This is a genomic window from Bradyrhizobium genomosp. I (2014) (genome assembly GCF_000261685.1).
In the GTDB taxonomy this organism is placed as follows: Bacteria; Pseudomonadota; Alphaproteobacteria; order Rhizobiales; family Xanthobacteraceae; genus Bradyrhizobium.
In genome coordinates this window covers 69264-85683 of the sequence record NZ_AJQE01000044.1, presented here as the reverse complement: position 1 = coordinate 85683, position 16420 = coordinate 69264, and the positions used below count along the sequence as shown (strand labels likewise).

Genomic DNA, 16420 nt, shown 5'->3' with positions numbered 1-16420 from the left:
GAAGGCATCTGACGAAACACTTCCGAGAAGAAGTCTTCGGCCTGAAGGGTTAGGCCGAATGGCCTGACGCTTTATTGCGTCTGGGTGGAAGAACCCACTCTTACGAGAAGGTCGCTCGGAGGGAGTGCTTCGTGATCGGCCGCATGGAGCCGCCAAAGCGTCACGCCCTCAATCAGGCTTGGCAATCGCAGATCATTTTGACCGAAATTGGCTACGATTTGTAGGCTGCCGCCATCGACTGTTTTCCAGCGGACATCAATTCCCTGCGTGAGCGCGGTCTTTCCAAGCAGACTTCGCTCGGCCGAGACAAAGCCGTTCTTGATCAGCGGAACAATCTTCTCGCGCCGGATCCGGAGCAATTGGGCGGTCAGAGCCCGGAACTTGAGGCTCGCCGGGGAGCTATCGATCGCCTTCCAATCCAGCTTCGATGCTCGGAACGTTTGCTCGTCGCAAGGGTCCGGAATGCTCGCTCGCATTTCAGGCGTCGCGAATGCCTTGAAGTGCGCAAATTCCTTTCGTCGTCCCTCGCGCGTCAACTCGGCGGCTTCGCCGGACCAATCCGCGAAGAATAGGAACGGGGTGTCGATCGCCGCCTCCTCACCCATGAACAACATGGGAATGTGCGGACTGAGCAGAACCAGGGCGAGGGCCTGATCGAGCTTTTCCGGACTGACCAGTTTCGACAAGCGCTCCCCAAAGGCACGATTGCCGACCTGATCATGGTTCTGGGCGAAGAAGATGGTGGCTTCGGGTGGAAGGTGAGCACTCGGCTCGCCGCGGGGTTCGTTGTGAAGCGGAAAGACTTCGCCCTGATAGGCAAACCCTTCAGTCAAGGATCGTGCGAGATGCTCCAGAGGCTTATCGGCAAAGGCACGATAGTAACCCTCATCCTCCCCAGTTAGGAGGACATGCAACGCGTTGTGAAAATCGTCACCCCACTGCGCGTCATAATACCTCACCCGCCCCTGCTGCCGCTCAAGTAGACGGGCCTGGTTTGCTTCATTCTCCAGCATCAGATGCACGCGGCGGCCTGGCAATTCGTGACGCACCGTCTCGGCGAGCTCGGTTAGAAAGTGTCGATCTGAATCGTCCTTGAGGGCGTGGACCGCATCGAAGCGAAGGCCGTCGAAGCCGTAGTCGCGCAGCCACATCAGCGCGTTCTCGATCAGAAACTCGCGAACAAATGCGCCCTCGCGTCCCTCCAGGTTGACCGCAGGACCCCACCCGGTCGTATGACGCGTCGTGAAGAAGCTCTCCGCATAGCTGTGTAGATAATTCAACTGCGGTCCGAAATGGTTATAGACGACGTCCAGATAGACCATGATGTCCAGCGCGTGAGCGGCCCGCAAAAGCCGCTTGAGGTCCTGCGGCCGTCCATAACGCGCGTTTGGTGCGTTCAGCAGCACGCCGTCATAGCCCCAATTGTGCCGCCCAGGGACATCGTTGAGTGGCATAAGCTCGATGGCCGTGATGCCGAGATCGCGCAGGTAGGGTAACCTGCTCTCAACACCGGCATAGGTCCCTTCCTGGCTGAAGGCGCCGACGTGCAGCTCATAGATCACCGCCTCCGCCCAGGGCCGCCCTGGGTAGAGGATGGGGTCTCGAAGCGTCGCCGTATCGACGACCTCGCTCGGCGCGCCGACATCATCAGGCTGAAAGAACGAGGCGGGATCGGGGACAACCAACTCTTCATTGATCCTGAATTGATAACGTGTACCGGCGTGAGCGGTCGGGCTCAACAATTGATACCAACCGTCACTATCAGGCAGCATCCGCTGCGGCGCTTGGTTGGCCTCAAGCAATTCGACTGATTGTGCGGTCGGCGCCCAAAGATTGAAGACGACCCCATGATCCCCGATCTGCGGACCGTGGCGCCGGATTTGCCCGACTGCTCCTAGACTTTGACCCAAGCTGTTCGCCTTTAGTTCGTGACCAGCATGCTTCGGCGAGACTTGCGGCGTCTGACGCGCCTTTACGATCACTCAAGCATGCGTGTGGACGAAGAAGCTGGCGTCCGTGCAATCGTTCCTGGCAGGGCCGGCCGGCATTGTCTAACAGCTCACCCATCGCCCCGCATTGTCCGCCGGGGGCTTCTGTACACTTTTGAACCGACGCAAAAAAGCGCGATTGATTGCTCCGTAAAGGAACCATTGCTGCGGCGCGGAATTTCCGAATGGCGCTTCATTGGGGAAGCGCCTCTGGAATCGACAAAGATGGTTGGCGTAGACCACTTCGGCCGGCGGCCCTAGCGAATGCGAATCCTGTTCGCGACCCCGGAAGTATCGGACTTCGTTCAAGTGGGCGGCCTTGCCGCCGTATCGGCGGCTCTCCCGCGCGCCTTGCAGAGTTTTGCTGACGTACGCGTCATCATTCCCGGCTATCCCGCGGTTCTGCGCGGGCTCAAGGACCTCAAGCCCATCGGCCGATGCCAGCCATTCGCCGCCCTTCCGGCGTTCGAGATCGGCCTTGGGCATACCGCAGATGGCTTGGGCTATTATGTCGTTCGTTGCCGAGAGTTGTACGAGCGGGACGGAACTCCCTATGCCGACGGCCGCGGCGCCGACTGGAGCGACAACAACGTCCGGTTTGCGACATTTTCTTACGCCGCCGCGCAGCTCGCCAGAGGCCTGGTCGACAAGGATTGGCGGGCCGATCTGGTGCACGCCAACGATTGGCAATGCGCGCTAATCCCAGGCTATCTGGAATGGCATTACGCCCATATTCCGACGGTCTTCACGATCCACAATCTCGCCTATCAAGGCGTCTTCGACCGCAGTTCGCTAGCGCCGCTGGGCATCCCGGAGGCCAGCTTCAACATCGATGGCGTGGAATTCTACAATCGCCTGTCATTCATCAAGGCTGGCCTCGTCTACGCTTCCCACCTGACCACCGTCAGCCAGACCTATGCCCGCGAGATCACAACGGCGGAGTTCGGGTGCGGTCTCGAGGGCTTGTTGCGGCAACGCGCCGATCGCCATCAGCTATCGGGCATTCTGAACGGCATCGACGAGAGTTGGGATCCGCGGACCTGTTCATCGCTGCTCCAGCCGTTCGGGGCCGGCGATTGGACCGAACGCGCGAAGAACGCCGACGATGTCCGGGGTCAGTTCGGTCTTGCCGTGTCCCGCGGTCCGCTGTTCGCCCTGGTCGCGCGCCTGGTCCATCAGAAGGGCGTTGATCTCGTCATCGAGAGCGCGCAAGCGATCGTCGACGCGGGCGGCCAGATCGTCGTCACGGGCAAGGGCGAACCCCGCTTCGAGGAAGCCCTTCTTCAAGCGCAGGCGCGAGCCCCGCAGTCGATTGCCGTCAAGATTGGCTTCGAAGATGCCGAGGCGCGCAAGATCTTCGCCGGCAGCGATTTCACACTAATGCCGTCGCGCTTTGAGCCGTGCGGGCTGAGCCAGATGTATGCCCAGCGCTTCGGCTCTCTGCCAATCGGCCATCGTACCGGCGGCCTTGCCGAGACTATCGTCGACGGCGAGACCGGCTTCCTGTTCGATCGTGCATCGGCTCCGGGCTTTCTCGGCAGTCTTTGCCGCGCCTTCTCGACCTTCGGCATGAAGGACCGCCTCGACCAGATGCGCAGAGCCGCCATGGCGCAGGCTTTCAGCTGGAGGCAATCGGCCAAGTCATACGCGGATCTCTACCGATCATCGATCTAGAAGAAATCGAGCACAGATCATGAAAATCGCGCAAATCGCTCCGCTTGCGGAGAGCTGCCCGCCACGGCTCTACGGAGGCACCGAGCGCATCGTCTCGTATTTGACCGAAGAGCTGGTCCGTCAGGGCCATGAGGTTACCCTGTTCGCAAGCGGAGACTCCGTCACATCTGCGGAGCTGGTGCCGTGCTCGAAAATGGCCCTGCGGCTGGATCCTTCCGTGAAGGATATGACGCCGTACCACGTCATGATGCTGGATCAAGTTGCCAGGCGAGCGAACGAATTCGACGTCCTGCACTTCCACATCGATCATCTGCATTATCCCTTGATGCGGCGCTATGCGGACCGGACCGTCACGACATTGCATGGGCGTCTCGATCTGCCCGATCTGAAGCCGTTCTACTCCGCCTTCGCCGAGCCTCCGCTGGTCTCGATTTCGGACGCACAACGCCGTCCGATGCCCCCGGTCAACTGGCTCGCCACCGTGCTTCATGGATTGCCCGAGAACATCCTCCCCTATCGGCCAGCGCCATCCGGAGACTATTTTGCGTTCCTTGGACGCATCTCTCCCGAAAAAGGACCGGACAAGGCCATCGAGATCGCTGCCAGGACGGGCGTTCGCCTGAAGATGGCCGCCAAGATCGACGCCGCAGATCAGTGCTATTGGAATCAAGTGATCGCGCCGATGGTTGAAGCGCATCCGAACGTCGAGTTCATCGGCGAGATCAATGAAGTTCAGAAAGCCGACTTCCTCGGCAATGCGCGCGCGCTGCTCTTTCCAATCTGCTGGCCTGAGCCCTTCGGTCTCGTCATGATTGAGGCGATGGCTTGCGGCACGCCAGTGGTTGCGCTTTCCCACGGCTCAGTGCCGGAGGTCATCGACCACGGCCTCAGCGGATTCGTCGTGAACTCTGTCGAGGAGGCGATCGCGGCGGCCAACGCAGTCGGGACATTGGATCGAGCGGCGATCCGCAAACGGTTCGAACAACGCTTCACGGCGGGGCGGATGGCGAGCGACTATTTGGCCGCCTATCGCCGGCTGCCGGCCCTTCGGCAAACATCGCAGCTGGACGTTCTCGCGACGCTGGAAAGCAAGAGCGCAATCCGGATGCCGATACCTTCTGCCGAGTTGGAAATAGCTGCCGTCGCCGCTGGCTGAGATCCTTGGCCCGTGTCGGAACGGAATGCGCTAGCAGCGGTTACGACAACACACAGGAGTAGCCGCCATGCGCCGCTCGATCCCCAAGCCTATTCGCAACAAGCTCGACCTGACCGATCGCATTCAGATGCGGCTCGTCAGAAAGCGTCTTGGCCTTTCCGATGCCGAGCTGACCGCCATCGTCGGGCGGATTGGAAACTCGATCGCCGCGATCAGCAAGGAAGCCGCCCAGCAGCGCGCCGTCGCCCTGCCGAAGCCGGCCGAGGTGCCTCCCGCGGCAGTGATCGCCTCGGCTGCGGCCACAGAGCAGGCCGGGGTTGAGATACCCACAGTAGCGCCGACATCCTGAGCGGATTGCATCGGGGGCAAAAATGGACCAAAAAACGCAATCGGACGACGCCCTGACGCGGGCGGCGTCGAGCCTGCGCCGTTCCCGGATCACGGAGGGCAAACCGTTTCCGCTTGGCGCTACCTGGGACGGCCTTGGCGTCAACTTCGCGCTATTCTCGGCCCACGCTACCAAGGTCGAGCTCTGCCTGTTCGACGACGACGGTGAAACCGAGATCGAGCGGATCGAGCTGCCGGAATATACCGATGAGGTCTGGCACGGCTATCTGCCCGCTGCCCGTCCCGGCACCGTCTACGGCTATCGCGTCCATGGTCCTTACGAGCCCGACACCGGGCACCGCTTCAATCCCAACAAGCTCCTGCTCGATCCTTATGCCAAGCAGCTGGTTGGGCAACTGCGCTGGGGACCCGAACTGTTCGGCTACCAGCTCGATCACGCAGACAAGGATCTGTCTTACGACGAGCGCGACAGCGCACCTTTGATGCAGAAGTGCCGCGTCATCGACCCCGCGTTCACCTGGGGTGCGGCGCGCAAGCCCGAAGTGCCGTGGGAGCGCGCGATCGTCTACGAAATGCACGTGAAGGGGTTCACCCAGCGGCATCCGCTCGTTCCCGAGGCGGATCGCGGCACATTCTCGGGCCTAGCGCATTCGGAGATTCCCTCCTATCTTCGCTCGCTCGGGATCACCAGCGCGGAGCTGCTGCCGATCCATGCCTTCGTTGACGACAGCTACCTGGTCGACAAAGGCCTGCGCAATTACTGGGGCTACAATTCCATCGGATTCTTCGCCCCGGAGCCGCGTTACCTAAAGACGCCATTCGCGAACGAATTCAAGGAAATGGTCAACCAGTTCCACGCCCATGGAATCGAGGTCATCCTGGACGTCGTCTACAACCACACCGCGGAAGGCAACGAGCTCGGCCCGACGCTGTCGTTCAAGGGCATCGACAACGCCAGCTATTATCGCCTGCTGCCGGACCAGAAGCGCTACTACATCAACGATACCGGCACCGGAAACACGGTGAACCTGTCGCATCCGCGGGTGCTGCAGCTGGTTGCGGATTCCCTGCGCTATTGGGCCACGGAGATGCGGGTCGACGGCTTCCGCTTCGACCTCGCCACGATCCTCGCGCGAGAGCCCTATGGCTTCGACGAAGGCGGCGGCTTCCTCGACGCCTGCCGCCAGGATCCGGTGCTGTCCAGCGTCAAGCTGATCGCAGAGCCCTGGGACATTGGGCCCGGTGGCTACCAAGTCGGCCAGTTCCCGCCCGGCTGGGCCGAGTGGAACGACAAATTCAGGGATACCGTGCGCGCCTTCTGGAAGGGCGATGAAGGGACGTTGGCAGAGCTTGCCAAGCGCGTGTCAGGGTCCGGCGATCTCTTCAACAAGCGCGGACGGCGGCCTTGGTCCAGCGTCAACTTCGTCACGGCTCATGACGGCTTCAACCTCAACGACCTCGTCTCGTACAACGACAAGCACAACGAGGCGAATGGCGAGGACAATCGCGACGGGCACAGCAACAATCATTCCTGGAATTGCGGGGCCGAGGGGCCGACCGACGATCCCGACATCAATGCGCTGCGCGAACGACAGAAGCGGAACCTGCTCGCCACGATGTTGCTATCCCACGGTACGCCAATGCTTCTTGCGGGAGATGAATTCGGGCACACTCAGAACGGCAACAACAACGCCTATGCCCAGGACAACGAGACCACTTGGCTCGACTGGATGGGGATCACGGCCAACGGCCGCAATCTGCGCGAATTCACGCGCAAGCTGATCGCGACGCGCAAAGCCTTCCCGATCCTCTACCGCAGCCGCTTCCTGGTCGGCTCCCACAATGAAGAGCTCGACGTCAAGGACGTGACCTGGCTGTCCCCCTCCGGCAAGGAGATGACCGATGAGCAATGGCAAGACGGCAACGCCAAGTGCTTTGGCATGCTGCTCGACGGACGCGCCCAGGAGACCGGCATCAAGCGCCGTGGTTCCGATGCGACCATGCTTCTGGTCTACAACGCTCATTACGACGTCGTGAACTTCACACTTCCCCCCGTCACCGACGGAAGCCGCTGGTTGGGGCTGATCGACACCAATCAGCCGGACACACAGATGCCTACGTTCGAGTTCGGGCACGCTTACGAAGCGACCGGACGATCGCTGGCCGTATTCGGCCTTGCGACCGAGAACACGGCCACGCGTCGCCTGCGGCAAGGCCTTGGGGCGTTGCTCGACGTTGCCGAAACGCCCCTGTCTGGCTAGATCCTTGCGGCCCCGATCAAAAATCGGCGCCGCTGCAACGCCAAGGCGCTCTCTGCCCGCGCTTTGGTTTAGCTAGTCTAGCGTCGACAAACAAGCGCGGCTTTGGCGAGCGCCTCGCTCGCGCTTCCCGGAATGATCCCAACGCCGCCAATGCCAGCTGGCGATCTGGAGCCGTACATGGCGCGCTCAGCTTTTTTCCCTGCCGCCAACCTACTCAAGCGAAGCCGGCGAATTCGCGCAAGGCGCCTTGCAGAGTTTCAAGCCGATAAGGCTTCGCGATCAGCGGCAGACCTTCGCTGGGATCCAACTCGCGAACGGCGTCCGAATAGCCTGAGGTCAGCAACACCGGCAGTCCAGGCCTCAGCCTCTTCAGCTCACGCGCCAGATCGACACCATTCATCCCGCCGGGCATCACAACATCCGAGAATACAAGATCCACGTCTCGGCCATCGGCTGCAAGCTTAGCGAGTGCTTCTCTCGCGTTAGCAACGCGCTCTACAACGAAGCCGAGGGTCGTCATCATCTCCATCGCAAGTTCGGCGACATCGTCGTTGTCCTCAACGACAAGCACCTTGCGACCGTCCTGCGCGAGGCGATCGCTTGGGGCTGACGACTGCTCCGGCTGGGTCTCGGCCAAGGCCGTTGCTGCCCGTGGAAGGTGCAAAATGAAGGTTGTACCCTGTCCTACATGACTATGGACTTCGATGTGGCCGCCCGATTGGCTGGCAAACCCATAAACTTGGCTGAGGCCCAGTCCCGTACCTTTGTCGACTGCCTTGGTTGTGAAAAATGGATCGAATATGCGATCCATGATCTCCGGCGGAATGCCTGTACCGGTGTCCTGGACCTCAATGCGCACGAACTCGCCCTGGGCGCCGTTCGCGTGCGATCCGTCAAGCCGCTCATTGGAGGCGGCGAGCGTGAGCACCCCACCGGAAGGCATCGCATCCCTCGCATTCACAGCCAGATTGAGAAGCGCCAGTTCAAGCTGCCCGGGATCGGCGAGAACCGGCCAGAGCTGAGGGTCCAAATCCACCTCGACTGTGATATCACCGCGAAGCGCGCCGCCTACCAGGATGCGCATGCCGTCGATCAGGTTTCGCAAGCTGACAGGCTCGGGAGCCAGCGTCATCCGCCGGGCAAAGGCGAGTAGCTGACGGGTGAGCGCCTCGCCCCGCCCAGCAGCTTGGCGCATGGCTGTGATCAGCTTTCGCCGCCGCTCCAGGTCCGCTGAGCGCTCGAGCATGTCAAGGCCGCCACTGATGACCATCAGGAGGTTGTTGAAGTCGTGGGCAATACCGCCGGTCAATTGGCCGATCGCCTCCGTCTTCTGCGCCTGAGCGAGCGCGCGCTGAGCTTCCTCGCGTTCGCGCATCGCTTTCTGAAGCTCTTGCAAAGCCTCCTGCAGTTCGCACGTGCGCGCTTGCACGCGTTGCTCCAGGGTCTCATTCAGGCGGCGAAGCTCCGCTTCCTGCCGGGCGCGCTCCAAGAGGTGATCCCGGATCTCGTACTGACGCCGGCGCGCCGTCAAGGCCGATTGCAACGCGCTGATGAGCGAAGCCGAACGCAACGGCCGCTCCAGCATGACGATATTGCGATAATCGCCAATCCGTTCAGCGGCGGGGCGCGTCGGGCCGCGTCCGTTGGCCTTGGCGATCAGCAGGACCGGAAGTTCAGACCAAGCGGATTGTTTCCCGAGCGTACGATGAAGCCGGTCGATGGCGTCCTGCTCCTTCAGCGCTTCTTCGGCGAGCAGGATGGCGCCGGCTCCATCGGCAATCTCGACGCAGAGCGACTCCAGTGTCGCGCACGTATGCGGATGCATGCTGGCCTTCGCGATGACATCGGCCACGGTCGGCGCGTCCCGGCCGGAGGGAGCGAGGATCAGGATACGTAGTGTAGGCCGTTCAATGCCGCTATTCATCATCGCTGGATTCTGCCAACGCCTCGCGCGTCCCGACGAACCTCGGCACCCCGGTGAGCACGCCTTGAAAACCTCGCAGCGGCTCGCCTACGGTCACGCCGGTCTTCGATGACAGCGTATACTCCCGGATTGTGGTTTCGTGCTCGCCGGCCCGGCTCTTCAAAACCGACACTGCCTTTCGAACTTGTCCCTCGGCTTCGAAGTAGCGCAGCAGCACGATCGTGTCCGCCATGAAACTGAGATCCAACGGAACGTGAGTCTCGCCGACTAGTCCGTGTTGGGCGAGGATCAGGATCGTCACGATTCCCTGATTTCCCAGATAGGTGAGCAATTCGTGCATATGCAAGATTAGCGCCTGTTCCTGAGGCATCGAGGCGATGTAGCTGTTCAGGCTGTCGATGACCACGACCCGGGCGCCCGCGGCGACTTCCCGTTGGACCTCGGAAACGAACTCGCCAGGCGACAGCGTAGTCGGGCTGAGGTCGGTCCATGATAGCCGGCCGGCTTCCTTGGGGGCGTCGAGGTCGAGCCCCAGCCGCCGCCCACGGTCCGCGGCGGTGCGGTAGCTTTCATCGAACGCGAACAGGGCGGCGCGCTCTTCGCGTTTCGCCGCGGCCAGGGCGATCTGGATCGCGAGGGTAGATTTCCCGACACCGGACGGTCCAATCAGCAAGGTACTGGTCCCGCGACGAAGCGCATCACCGAGCAGGGCATCCAGTTCCGGCTTTTCGCTGGAAATGGGATCGCTGTGAAAGCTCGCCTTATGCTGGGCCGCGACCAGGCTGGGAAACACTCGCAGGCCCCCTGTCTGTATGATGTAGTCATGATAGCCGCTGCGAAAGTCTACGCCACGCAGCTTGATGATTGACAGCCGCCGGCGTACCGCGCCGTATTCCATCCGGCGCTGTTCGAGGCTGAACACGCCATGAACGACACTGTGCAGGTGCAGCCCCGGGACGGTCTCCGTGAGATCGTCCAAAGCCAGCACCGTGCAGTCCCGCTCCGAAAAGAAGCGCTTCAGAGTCAGGATCTGGCGACGGTAATTGAACGAGTCCTCAGCGAGGAGCCGAAGCTCGGTAAGAGCGTCGATCACCAAACGCGCCGGCTTCTCCTGGTCGATTTTGTCCATTATCAACTTGATGGTGTGGCCGAGCTCCACCTCCGACGGATGCAGTAAGCCCTGCTGCTGGTCGGGATCTGCCTCGAGCGGTATGACCTGAAGAATGGTGACCCCCTCCAGGGACCATCCGTGACTGGCGGCGGTCTTACGTAGCTCCTGCTCGCTTTCGGAAAGGGTGATGTAGAGCGTCCCTTCACCGTGGCGGGCACCCTCGATGAGGAACTGCATCGCCAGTGTTGTTTTCCCAGACCCTGGCGTACCCTCGATCAGATAGAGGTTCTCGCGCTCCAGACCGCCAATCAAGACCTCGTCGAGGCCCGGCACGCCCGAACTTGCCAGTCGTTCAGATAAGGTTTGAGTAACCATCGCAACTTTCCAAATGAGGTCCACCACAACGAGAACGAGAGCCGCCACTAGCAGTATCTGGGCTTCGACAACCCTTTCCCTCTGCCGGCGGTGGACGTGTCCGTTCACATCGCCGCTAATTGTGGAGCGCTTTTCGGCGAGCAGCTCCGCCGCCTTCCCGTCGTATTCTTCGGCCATGCGATTGAGGGTGGCTGACGCGTTGTCGTCCGCGACCGCATCAGCCAGCCGCCGGCCAGCACGGCGCCGAGCGCACGCTCCAGCACCGTCTCGACTGCGTTTGACGTGGACACACCTACTTCCATAACGACCTTCTCAAATAGCGTGGCGATCCAAGGAAATAACTCCTTCTTAGCCTCTAGGAACGGTCATCCAGGACATCCCGAATTCTAGCGGCCAAGTCGGCAGAACTGAAGGGCTTGGTGATCAGCCGCACGCCCTTGTCCAGCCGACCGTGGTGGATGATCGCGTTGCGGGCATAACCCGTTGTGAACAACACCTTCAGATTAGGCTTCAACCCGCGCGCCTGCTCAGCCACCTGCGCGCCGGTCAGGCCGCCGGGCAGCACGACGTCCGTAAACAGCAGGTCCACGCGGCCCTGGCGTTCCAACAGTCGCAGTGCGGACGGCCCATCGTGAGCTTCGACCACGCGATAGCCGAGCTCCCGCAGAATTTCGACGGAATATGTCCTGACGTCATCGTCGTCTTCAAGGACTAGGATGGTCTCCTCTCCATCACCATCAGGGATCGTCGCATCTGCCCCGCTCTCGGCGTCCGCGCCAACGGTCATAAGTCGCGGAAGATAAATTTTGACTGTCGTTCCCTGTCCCACTTCGGAATAAATTTTCACGTGGCCGGCAGACTGCTTGACAAAGCCATAGACTTGGCTGAGGCCGAGGCCTGTGCCTTTGCCGACCGGTTTTGTGGTGTAAAAGGGTTCGAACGCTTTGCTCAAAGTCTGCTCGTTCATCCCCTGGCCTGTGTCCGAGATGGAGATGGACACATACTGGCCAGGGCTCACCTCGGCATAGTTGGCTGCGTAGGCCTCGTCGATGTGGGTGTTGGCGGTCTCGATGGTAAGGCGGCCCCCGTCCGGCATGGCGTCGCGGGCGTTAACTGCCAGATTGAGGATCGCTGCCTCGAGCTCGTTGGCATCCGCTTCGACCTGCCATAGACCGGCGGCGAGCACGGTCTCGACCGCGACAATCTCACCGAGCGTTCGGTGCACCATTTCCGAAAGGTTGGTCACCAACCCGTTCACGTTCAGCGGCTTCGGATCGAGCGGCTGACGCCGCGAGAAGGCCAGCAAGCGCTGAGTAAGGGCCGCCGCCCGCCGCGCGCCATTGAGCGCTTGATTGGCGGCTCTCTTCAACCTCGGTGCATCATTGGAGACATTGCGCAGGATGGTGTCGAGGTTGCCGATAATCACCTGCAGGAGGTTGTTGAAATCATGGGCGACACCGCCGGTGAGCTGGCCGATCGCATCCATCTTCTGCGATTGCCGCAGCGCCTCCTCATTCGCTTTAAGCTGAGCTGTCCGTTCCGCAACCTGCTGCTCGAGGGTAGCATTTAGCTCTCGCAACGCTTCTTCGGCACGACGGCGTTCAGAAATTTCGCGTTGGGCCGCCTCGGAGAGCCTTACGTTGTCAATCGCTACCGCGGCTTCGGCCGCTAGACCAACCAATCCCCTTTCGGAGCGCTCGTCGAACACGCCCGGCGTAGCATGGCCGAAAAACAGTCCGCCAAAAACCTCGCCGGTTCGTGAAACGACCGGGACGGCGAGATAGCTCCGCACAGGGAGATGGCCCTCCGGCATCCCTTTGCGAGGCGCGTTCTTGCCGTAACGCGGGTCCTTGGTGATGTCGTCGGACCGGACGATACCCTCGCCGGTGAAGGTCGGTGCGAATACCGCGGTGTTGCGCGGCATCGGGAATTTGGAGAACGCCTCAATGGGCGCTCCCGACAGGGTGTAGAGCATATAGCTCTCGCCCTGCTCATTGAGCACATTGTAGAAGAAGGCACCGAACTCGGCGCCCGACAGCTCCACGCCGGCATCAGTGACGATCTGAACCAGCTTGTGGACGTCTGTCTCCGCCGCGAGTGCCGATCCTGCTCGATTAAGGATTTCGAGCGCGCGACGCTCGGCGGCGGCGGCCTCCTCCGCCACCTTGGCCCGGGTGCGGTCGCGCAGAATCTTCACGAATCCTGTAATCTCGCCGGCCGCGTCGCGAATGGGCGTCATTTCGCCGACAGCCCACAGTCGGCTGCCGCCCTTCTTGATCCGCCAGCCTTCGGTGCCGCCACCTAGGCCGTGATCCCGGGCATCCCTGAATTCACGATCGATCTGGCTCGAATCTTCGAACAGCCGCGCGAGGGTCTGGCCGAGCATTTCTTCCTCAGTCCAGCCGAGCAGCCGGAACGCACCCTGGTTCCAGCTCGTCACCAGGCCCGCCTGATTGGTGGTGATAATCGCCGTGTCGGTTGCGCTCTGAACGATCTGACGCCAGTCGGCGGCAGTAATGGCCTCCGGCCTGAATTCCCAGCTGGCATCATTCATATTCGAGCGCTTCCGGGGATATTCTTCCCACGCACTCGCTCGGGGGAATCAGATCAATGCATTGTCTCAAGAGACGCCCCAAGCGAATTTGCAATAAATGCCCCAGTATGGCTTTGGTTCCACTCGACTCTGCGGTCACCCGTCCTGGTAATGGCCACCGAGGCAGAAACCTTCGCAGGTGCAGCACCGATTTTGCGATTGGTAGATTTGAGCTTGCCGACCGGCTCCCAACCCATCCGCTGACCCAGACGTCTTCGCTGCCGTGTCACTCGGAAGGCGGCTGCGCGCCTCAAGAGCAGCTGTTGAAGCCCGGCCACCAAGACCTTCGCGCCGGTATGGCGCTTCGCGAACCTCCACCGCGACCATCGCACCACCGATCTTAAGGAACGAGGCAGGAGCATGGAAGCGGGCATTGTTCGGGGATGCAGCCTCTAAATACATAAGCCACAGCTGCCGACGGATGGCCGACCCGCGCAGAATGTACTACATTTGTCCCATGGATCGGCTGACACAACAATACTTCCTGTCCGACACGCCGGATGAACCGCTCGGAGCGCACATCGCCACGCTTTGCAAGCGCGTGGAAGCTTTGGTGCCCGGCTGCAGGGCCGGGGTGTCAATCGCAAGCTCTGATCACTCAAAGCTTGAGCGTTCGGTTTTTCCAAGCCTGCCCCTCACCTTTCAAGAGGTCATCAAAGATCTTCCAATGGGGCCTCCTTACATTGGCTGCTGTACCGCTGCCATGGATGGAAACGAGATCATCACAATACATGACATGAACAAGGAGAGCCGCTTTAGCGACTTTTTCATCGCCACCTGCCTTGCGCATGGTATCAAGTCATTGCGTTCGCGCCCGGTTTATGGCCGTCAGCGCGAGCCGATCGGCACCTTCGTTATGGGATATGGTGAACCCAGCGACGACCAGGCGTTTGATGCGCCATATTTGGAGTTTGCAGCCGATGCCGTGGGCGCCTTATTGCAGCAGGAGCTCGATGGAAAGCATGGGCGCAACAGCACGGACAACGGATAATCCAACGTGTCCAGGCGACCGGTTCCATCGGGACTCCCTCCTTGCTTTCCATCCAGAACGGGCGCTTCTTAAGACACCATTTCTTCTGCACATCGGGAGATCCTTGTGGCCCTCTTGAACCTCGAAGTGCCGGAGCAGGCGCCGCTTCTGGAATCATTTCTTGATCTGGATCAGGCAATCCTCGACGCGCTTCCGATTGGCATCTGCACATGCGATGCTGACGGCCATCTGCTTCGCGTGAACCGACAGGCGCTTCGGCTGTGGGGAAGAGGTTTCCACTCACTCGAGCCGGCCCAGCGTTTTTTCGGATCCTTTCGCATTGAAGATCTGCAGGGTCGCCCTCTTCAGTCCGAGGAAACGCCGATGGCTCGCGCGGCGCTGTCGGGCGAAAGCTTCGAAGGCGTCGAAGTTGTCATCCAAAACCCGGGTGGAAAGCGCTGGGTGGCGCGACTGAACGTGGCTCCCCTTCGGGATGTCGCCGGGACGGTTGTTGGTGCTATTACCTGCTTCCAGGATGTGACGCGAGAGCACGATATGCGGCTCGCACTGGAGCGCCAACAGCGCACCTTTGATCTTGCCATGATCGCTTCCAAAATGGGCACGTGGCGCTATACGATGGCCGACAACATCTGCATCTACGACGAGAATGCGCAACGGCTGTATGGGCTCACGAATGCTCGTTTCCTCCACGACGAGGAGGGTGTGAAAGCCAAATTCCATCCCGATGACATGGACGTTATGTGGGCTCGGGTGGCTAAAGCGCTCGATCCCGCCGGGGACGGCTACTACGACGTTGAGTATCGCGTGAAGCAGCTTGACGGAAGCTGGCGATGGCTCAGTGCCTGGGGGCTCGTCGAATTTGAAGGCGATGGCGCACAGCGTAAGCCCGTCGCCATCGCGGGGGCTAGCCGCGACCTCACCGAACTCAAGGAAGCGCAAGGGTTACAGCAGCTCCTGAACAACGAGCTCAACCATCGGGTGAAGAATACACTGGCCACTGTACAATCCATCATTTTCCAGACCTTACGAGGGGCAATCGATCTTCAGGCGACCCGTAAAACCCTTGAAGGCCGCATTGTGTCTTTGGCCGGGGTTCATGATCTTCTCACCGAACGCAGTTGGTCAGGAGCCGATCTCAGAGACGTAGTTGCTCGCGCCATGGCGCCTTTCGAAGCGGGGCAGATCACTTTCAGTGGCCCTTTCCTGGAAGTATCTCCAAAGCAGGCACTGGCCTTATCATTGGCTCTACACGAACTTGCCACCAATGCAGTGAAGTATGGATCGCTGTCCCGCCCGGAAGGGCGGGTTCGAATTGAGTGGGAGGTCAGGACTAATCAGTTAGATCTAAGTTGGCGAGAAAGCGGCGGTCCGCCGGTTGTCCCCCCTTCGCGTCGGGGATTCGGCAGCCGGCTGATCGAAGGCGGATTGGTTCGAGACATGGAGGGCCAAGCTCGGTTGGAGTTTGCCGCTGATGGCGTTCGCTGCCTGATTCGAGCGACTGTCGGCCAGGGCTACAGCGGGGAAAGCCGTCCAGGCGAGAACTCGAAGCGATGAGATCCGTTCACCGGCCGGGCTCTCCGGTCACCTGCCGTTGTCGAGAGAACCCGACAAAATGGGAGCTCCTGAAAACGGGGAAAGCTCAACTGCGTTGCTGCTTCCGTAAGTCCTCTCGTCATCACTCGCGGTCAACGTCCAGCTTCATCAGCTGGGCATGATCTCGAACCTTCTAAATTGCGTGCGCAAGTTCGACGTCGCCGCTTCCTTAGAAACGCTTCTCGAGAATCCATCTGCTCAACGGCGACGAATCTTACTATCCGGGCCGGGTAGAGGAGTGATTTCTCCGTCGAGCCATTCCTGCTCCTTCGCCAGCGCAAGCCACGCTTCCGCCATACGGCGATATCTTGCTTTAGCGGGCGCGTTTTGCGCCTGTTCAGCCAGTTCGATACAATTCTCAGCATTAGCGATGTATTTTTCCGCTTCGCTCATGGCAGATCCTTGG

At 60.6% G+C, this 16420-nt stretch carries 11 protein-coding genes; 6 read left to right on the top strand and 5 right to left on the bottom strand.

Translation table 11 applies throughout. From position 1 onward, the window contains the following. Positions 1–71 precede the first annotated feature (71 nt). Complete coding sequence (gene treZ, locus IC50_RS05085) at positions 72–1982, bottom strand: malto-oligosyltrehalose trehalohydrolase (RefSeq protein ID WP_244429542.1); 1911 nt, start codon at positions 1980–1982, stop codon at positions 72–74. Positions 1983–2252: 270 nt separating this feature from the next. Here treZ and glgA point away from each other — a divergent pair, with 270 nt between their 5' ends. The 4 genes from glgA (at position 2253) to glgX (ending at position 7427) form a co-directional block, all read left to right on the top strand. Further along, on the top strand, positions 2253–3662 hold the full coding sequence (glgA, locus tag IC50_RS05080; RefSeq protein ID WP_035701173.1) for a glycogen synthase GlgA: 1410 nt from the start codon (positions 2253–2255) through the stop codon (positions 3660–3662). 19 nt (positions 3663–3681) lie between these two features. Beyond that, the gene (locus IC50_RS05075; RefSeq protein WP_081492360.1) at positions 3682–4818 is read left to right on the top strand and encodes a glycosyltransferase family 4 protein; all 1137 of its coding nucleotides are present in this window, start codon (positions 3682–3684) and stop codon (positions 4816–4818) included. A 67-nt stretch (positions 4819–4885) separates the two neighbouring features. After that, positions 4886–5167: a DUF3606 domain-containing protein gene (locus tag IC50_RS05070; RefSeq protein ID WP_035701171.1), complete on the top strand. Its 282-nt coding sequence runs from the start codon at positions 4886–4888 to the stop codon at positions 5165–5167. Between the two features lie 22 nt (positions 5168–5189). After that, the gene (glgX, locus tag IC50_RS05065; RefSeq protein ID WP_035701169.1) at positions 5190–7427 is read left to right on the top strand and encodes a glycogen debranching protein GlgX; all 2238 of its coding nucleotides are present in this window, start codon (positions 5190–5192) and stop codon (positions 7425–7427) included. Positions 7428–7641: 214 nt separating this feature from the next. Here glgX and IC50_RS05060 read toward each other — a convergent pair whose 3' ends face one another. The 3 genes from IC50_RS05060 to IC50_RS05050 all read right to left on the bottom strand — a co-directional run bounded on the left by IC50_RS05060 (position 7642) and on the right by IC50_RS05050 (position 13391). Then, positions 7642–9354, bottom strand: a complete 1713-nt coding sequence (locus tag IC50_RS05060; RefSeq protein WP_244429541.1) for an ATP-binding protein — start codon at positions 9352–9354, stop codon at positions 7642–7644. Then, positions 9344–10837, bottom strand: coding sequence for an ATPase domain-containing protein (locus IC50_RS05055; protein ID WP_035701317.1), 1494 nt, complete (start codon positions 10835–10837; stop codon positions 9344–9346). The genes IC50_RS05060 and IC50_RS05055 overlap by 11 nt, the downstream gene beginning before the upstream one ends. A gap of 355 nt (positions 10838–11192) precedes the next feature. After that, positions 11193–13391, bottom strand: a complete 2199-nt coding sequence (locus IC50_RS05050; protein WP_035701166.1) for an ATP-binding protein — start codon at positions 13389–13391, stop codon at positions 11193–11195. A 496-nt stretch (positions 13392–13887) separates the two neighbouring features. Between IC50_RS05050 and IC50_RS05045 the strand changes: the two genes are divergently transcribed. Both IC50_RS05045 and IC50_RS05040 read left to right on the top strand, forming a co-directional pair. Beyond that, positions 13888–14421: a GAF domain-containing protein gene (locus tag IC50_RS05045; RefSeq protein WP_035701163.1), complete on the top strand. Its 534-nt coding sequence runs from the start codon at positions 13888–13890 to the stop codon at positions 14419–14421. 114 nt (positions 14422–14535) lie between these two features. Then, complete coding sequence (locus tag IC50_RS05040) at positions 14536–15975, top strand: sensor histidine kinase (protein ID WP_157460869.1); 1440 nt, start codon at positions 14536–14538, stop codon at positions 15973–15975. Positions 15976–16212: 237 nt separating this feature from the next. Here the strand turns inward: IC50_RS05040 and IC50_RS38850 are convergent, their stop codons facing one another. Continuing rightward, positions 16213–16407: a hypothetical protein gene (locus IC50_RS38850; protein ID WP_081492359.1), complete on the bottom strand. Its 195-nt coding sequence runs from the start codon at positions 16405–16407 to the stop codon at positions 16213–16215. Between the last annotated feature and the right edge of the window lie 13 nt (positions 16408–16420).

Excerpts from the sequence above, each read along its gene's own strand:
- glgA (WP_035701173.1), top strand. The coding sequence starts at position 2,253 with ATGCGAATCCTGTTCGCGACCCCGGAAGTATCGGACTTCGTTCAAGTG.
- IC50_RS05075 (WP_081492360.1), top strand. The coding sequence starts at position 3,682 with ATGAAAATCGCGCAAATCGCTCCGCTTGCGGAGAGCTGCCCGCCACGG.
- IC50_RS05070 (WP_035701171.1), top strand. The coding sequence starts at position 4,886 with ATGCGCCGCTCGATCCCCAAGCCTATTCGCAACAAGCTCGACCTGACC.
- glgX (WP_035701169.1), top strand. The coding sequence starts at position 5,190 with ATGGACCAAAAAACGCAATCGGACGACGCCCTGACGCGGGCGGCGTCG.
- IC50_RS05060 (WP_244429541.1), bottom strand. The coding sequence starts at position 9,354 with ATGATGAATAGCGGCATTGAACGGCCTACACTACGTATCCTGATCCTC.
- IC50_RS05055 (WP_035701317.1), bottom strand. The coding sequence starts at position 10,837 with ATGGTTACTCAAACCTTATCTGAACGACTGGCAAGTTCGGGCGTGCCG.
- IC50_RS05050 (WP_035701166.1), bottom strand. The coding sequence starts at position 13,391 with ATGAATGATGCCAGCTGGGAATTCAGGCCGGAGGCCATTACTGCCGCC.
- IC50_RS05045 (WP_035701163.1), top strand. The coding sequence starts at position 13,888 with ATGGATCGGCTGACACAACAATACTTCCTGTCCGACACGCCGGATGAA.
- IC50_RS38850 (WP_081492359.1), bottom strand. The coding sequence starts at position 16,407 with ATGAGCGAAGCGGAAAAATACATCGCTAATGCTGAGAATTGTATCGAA.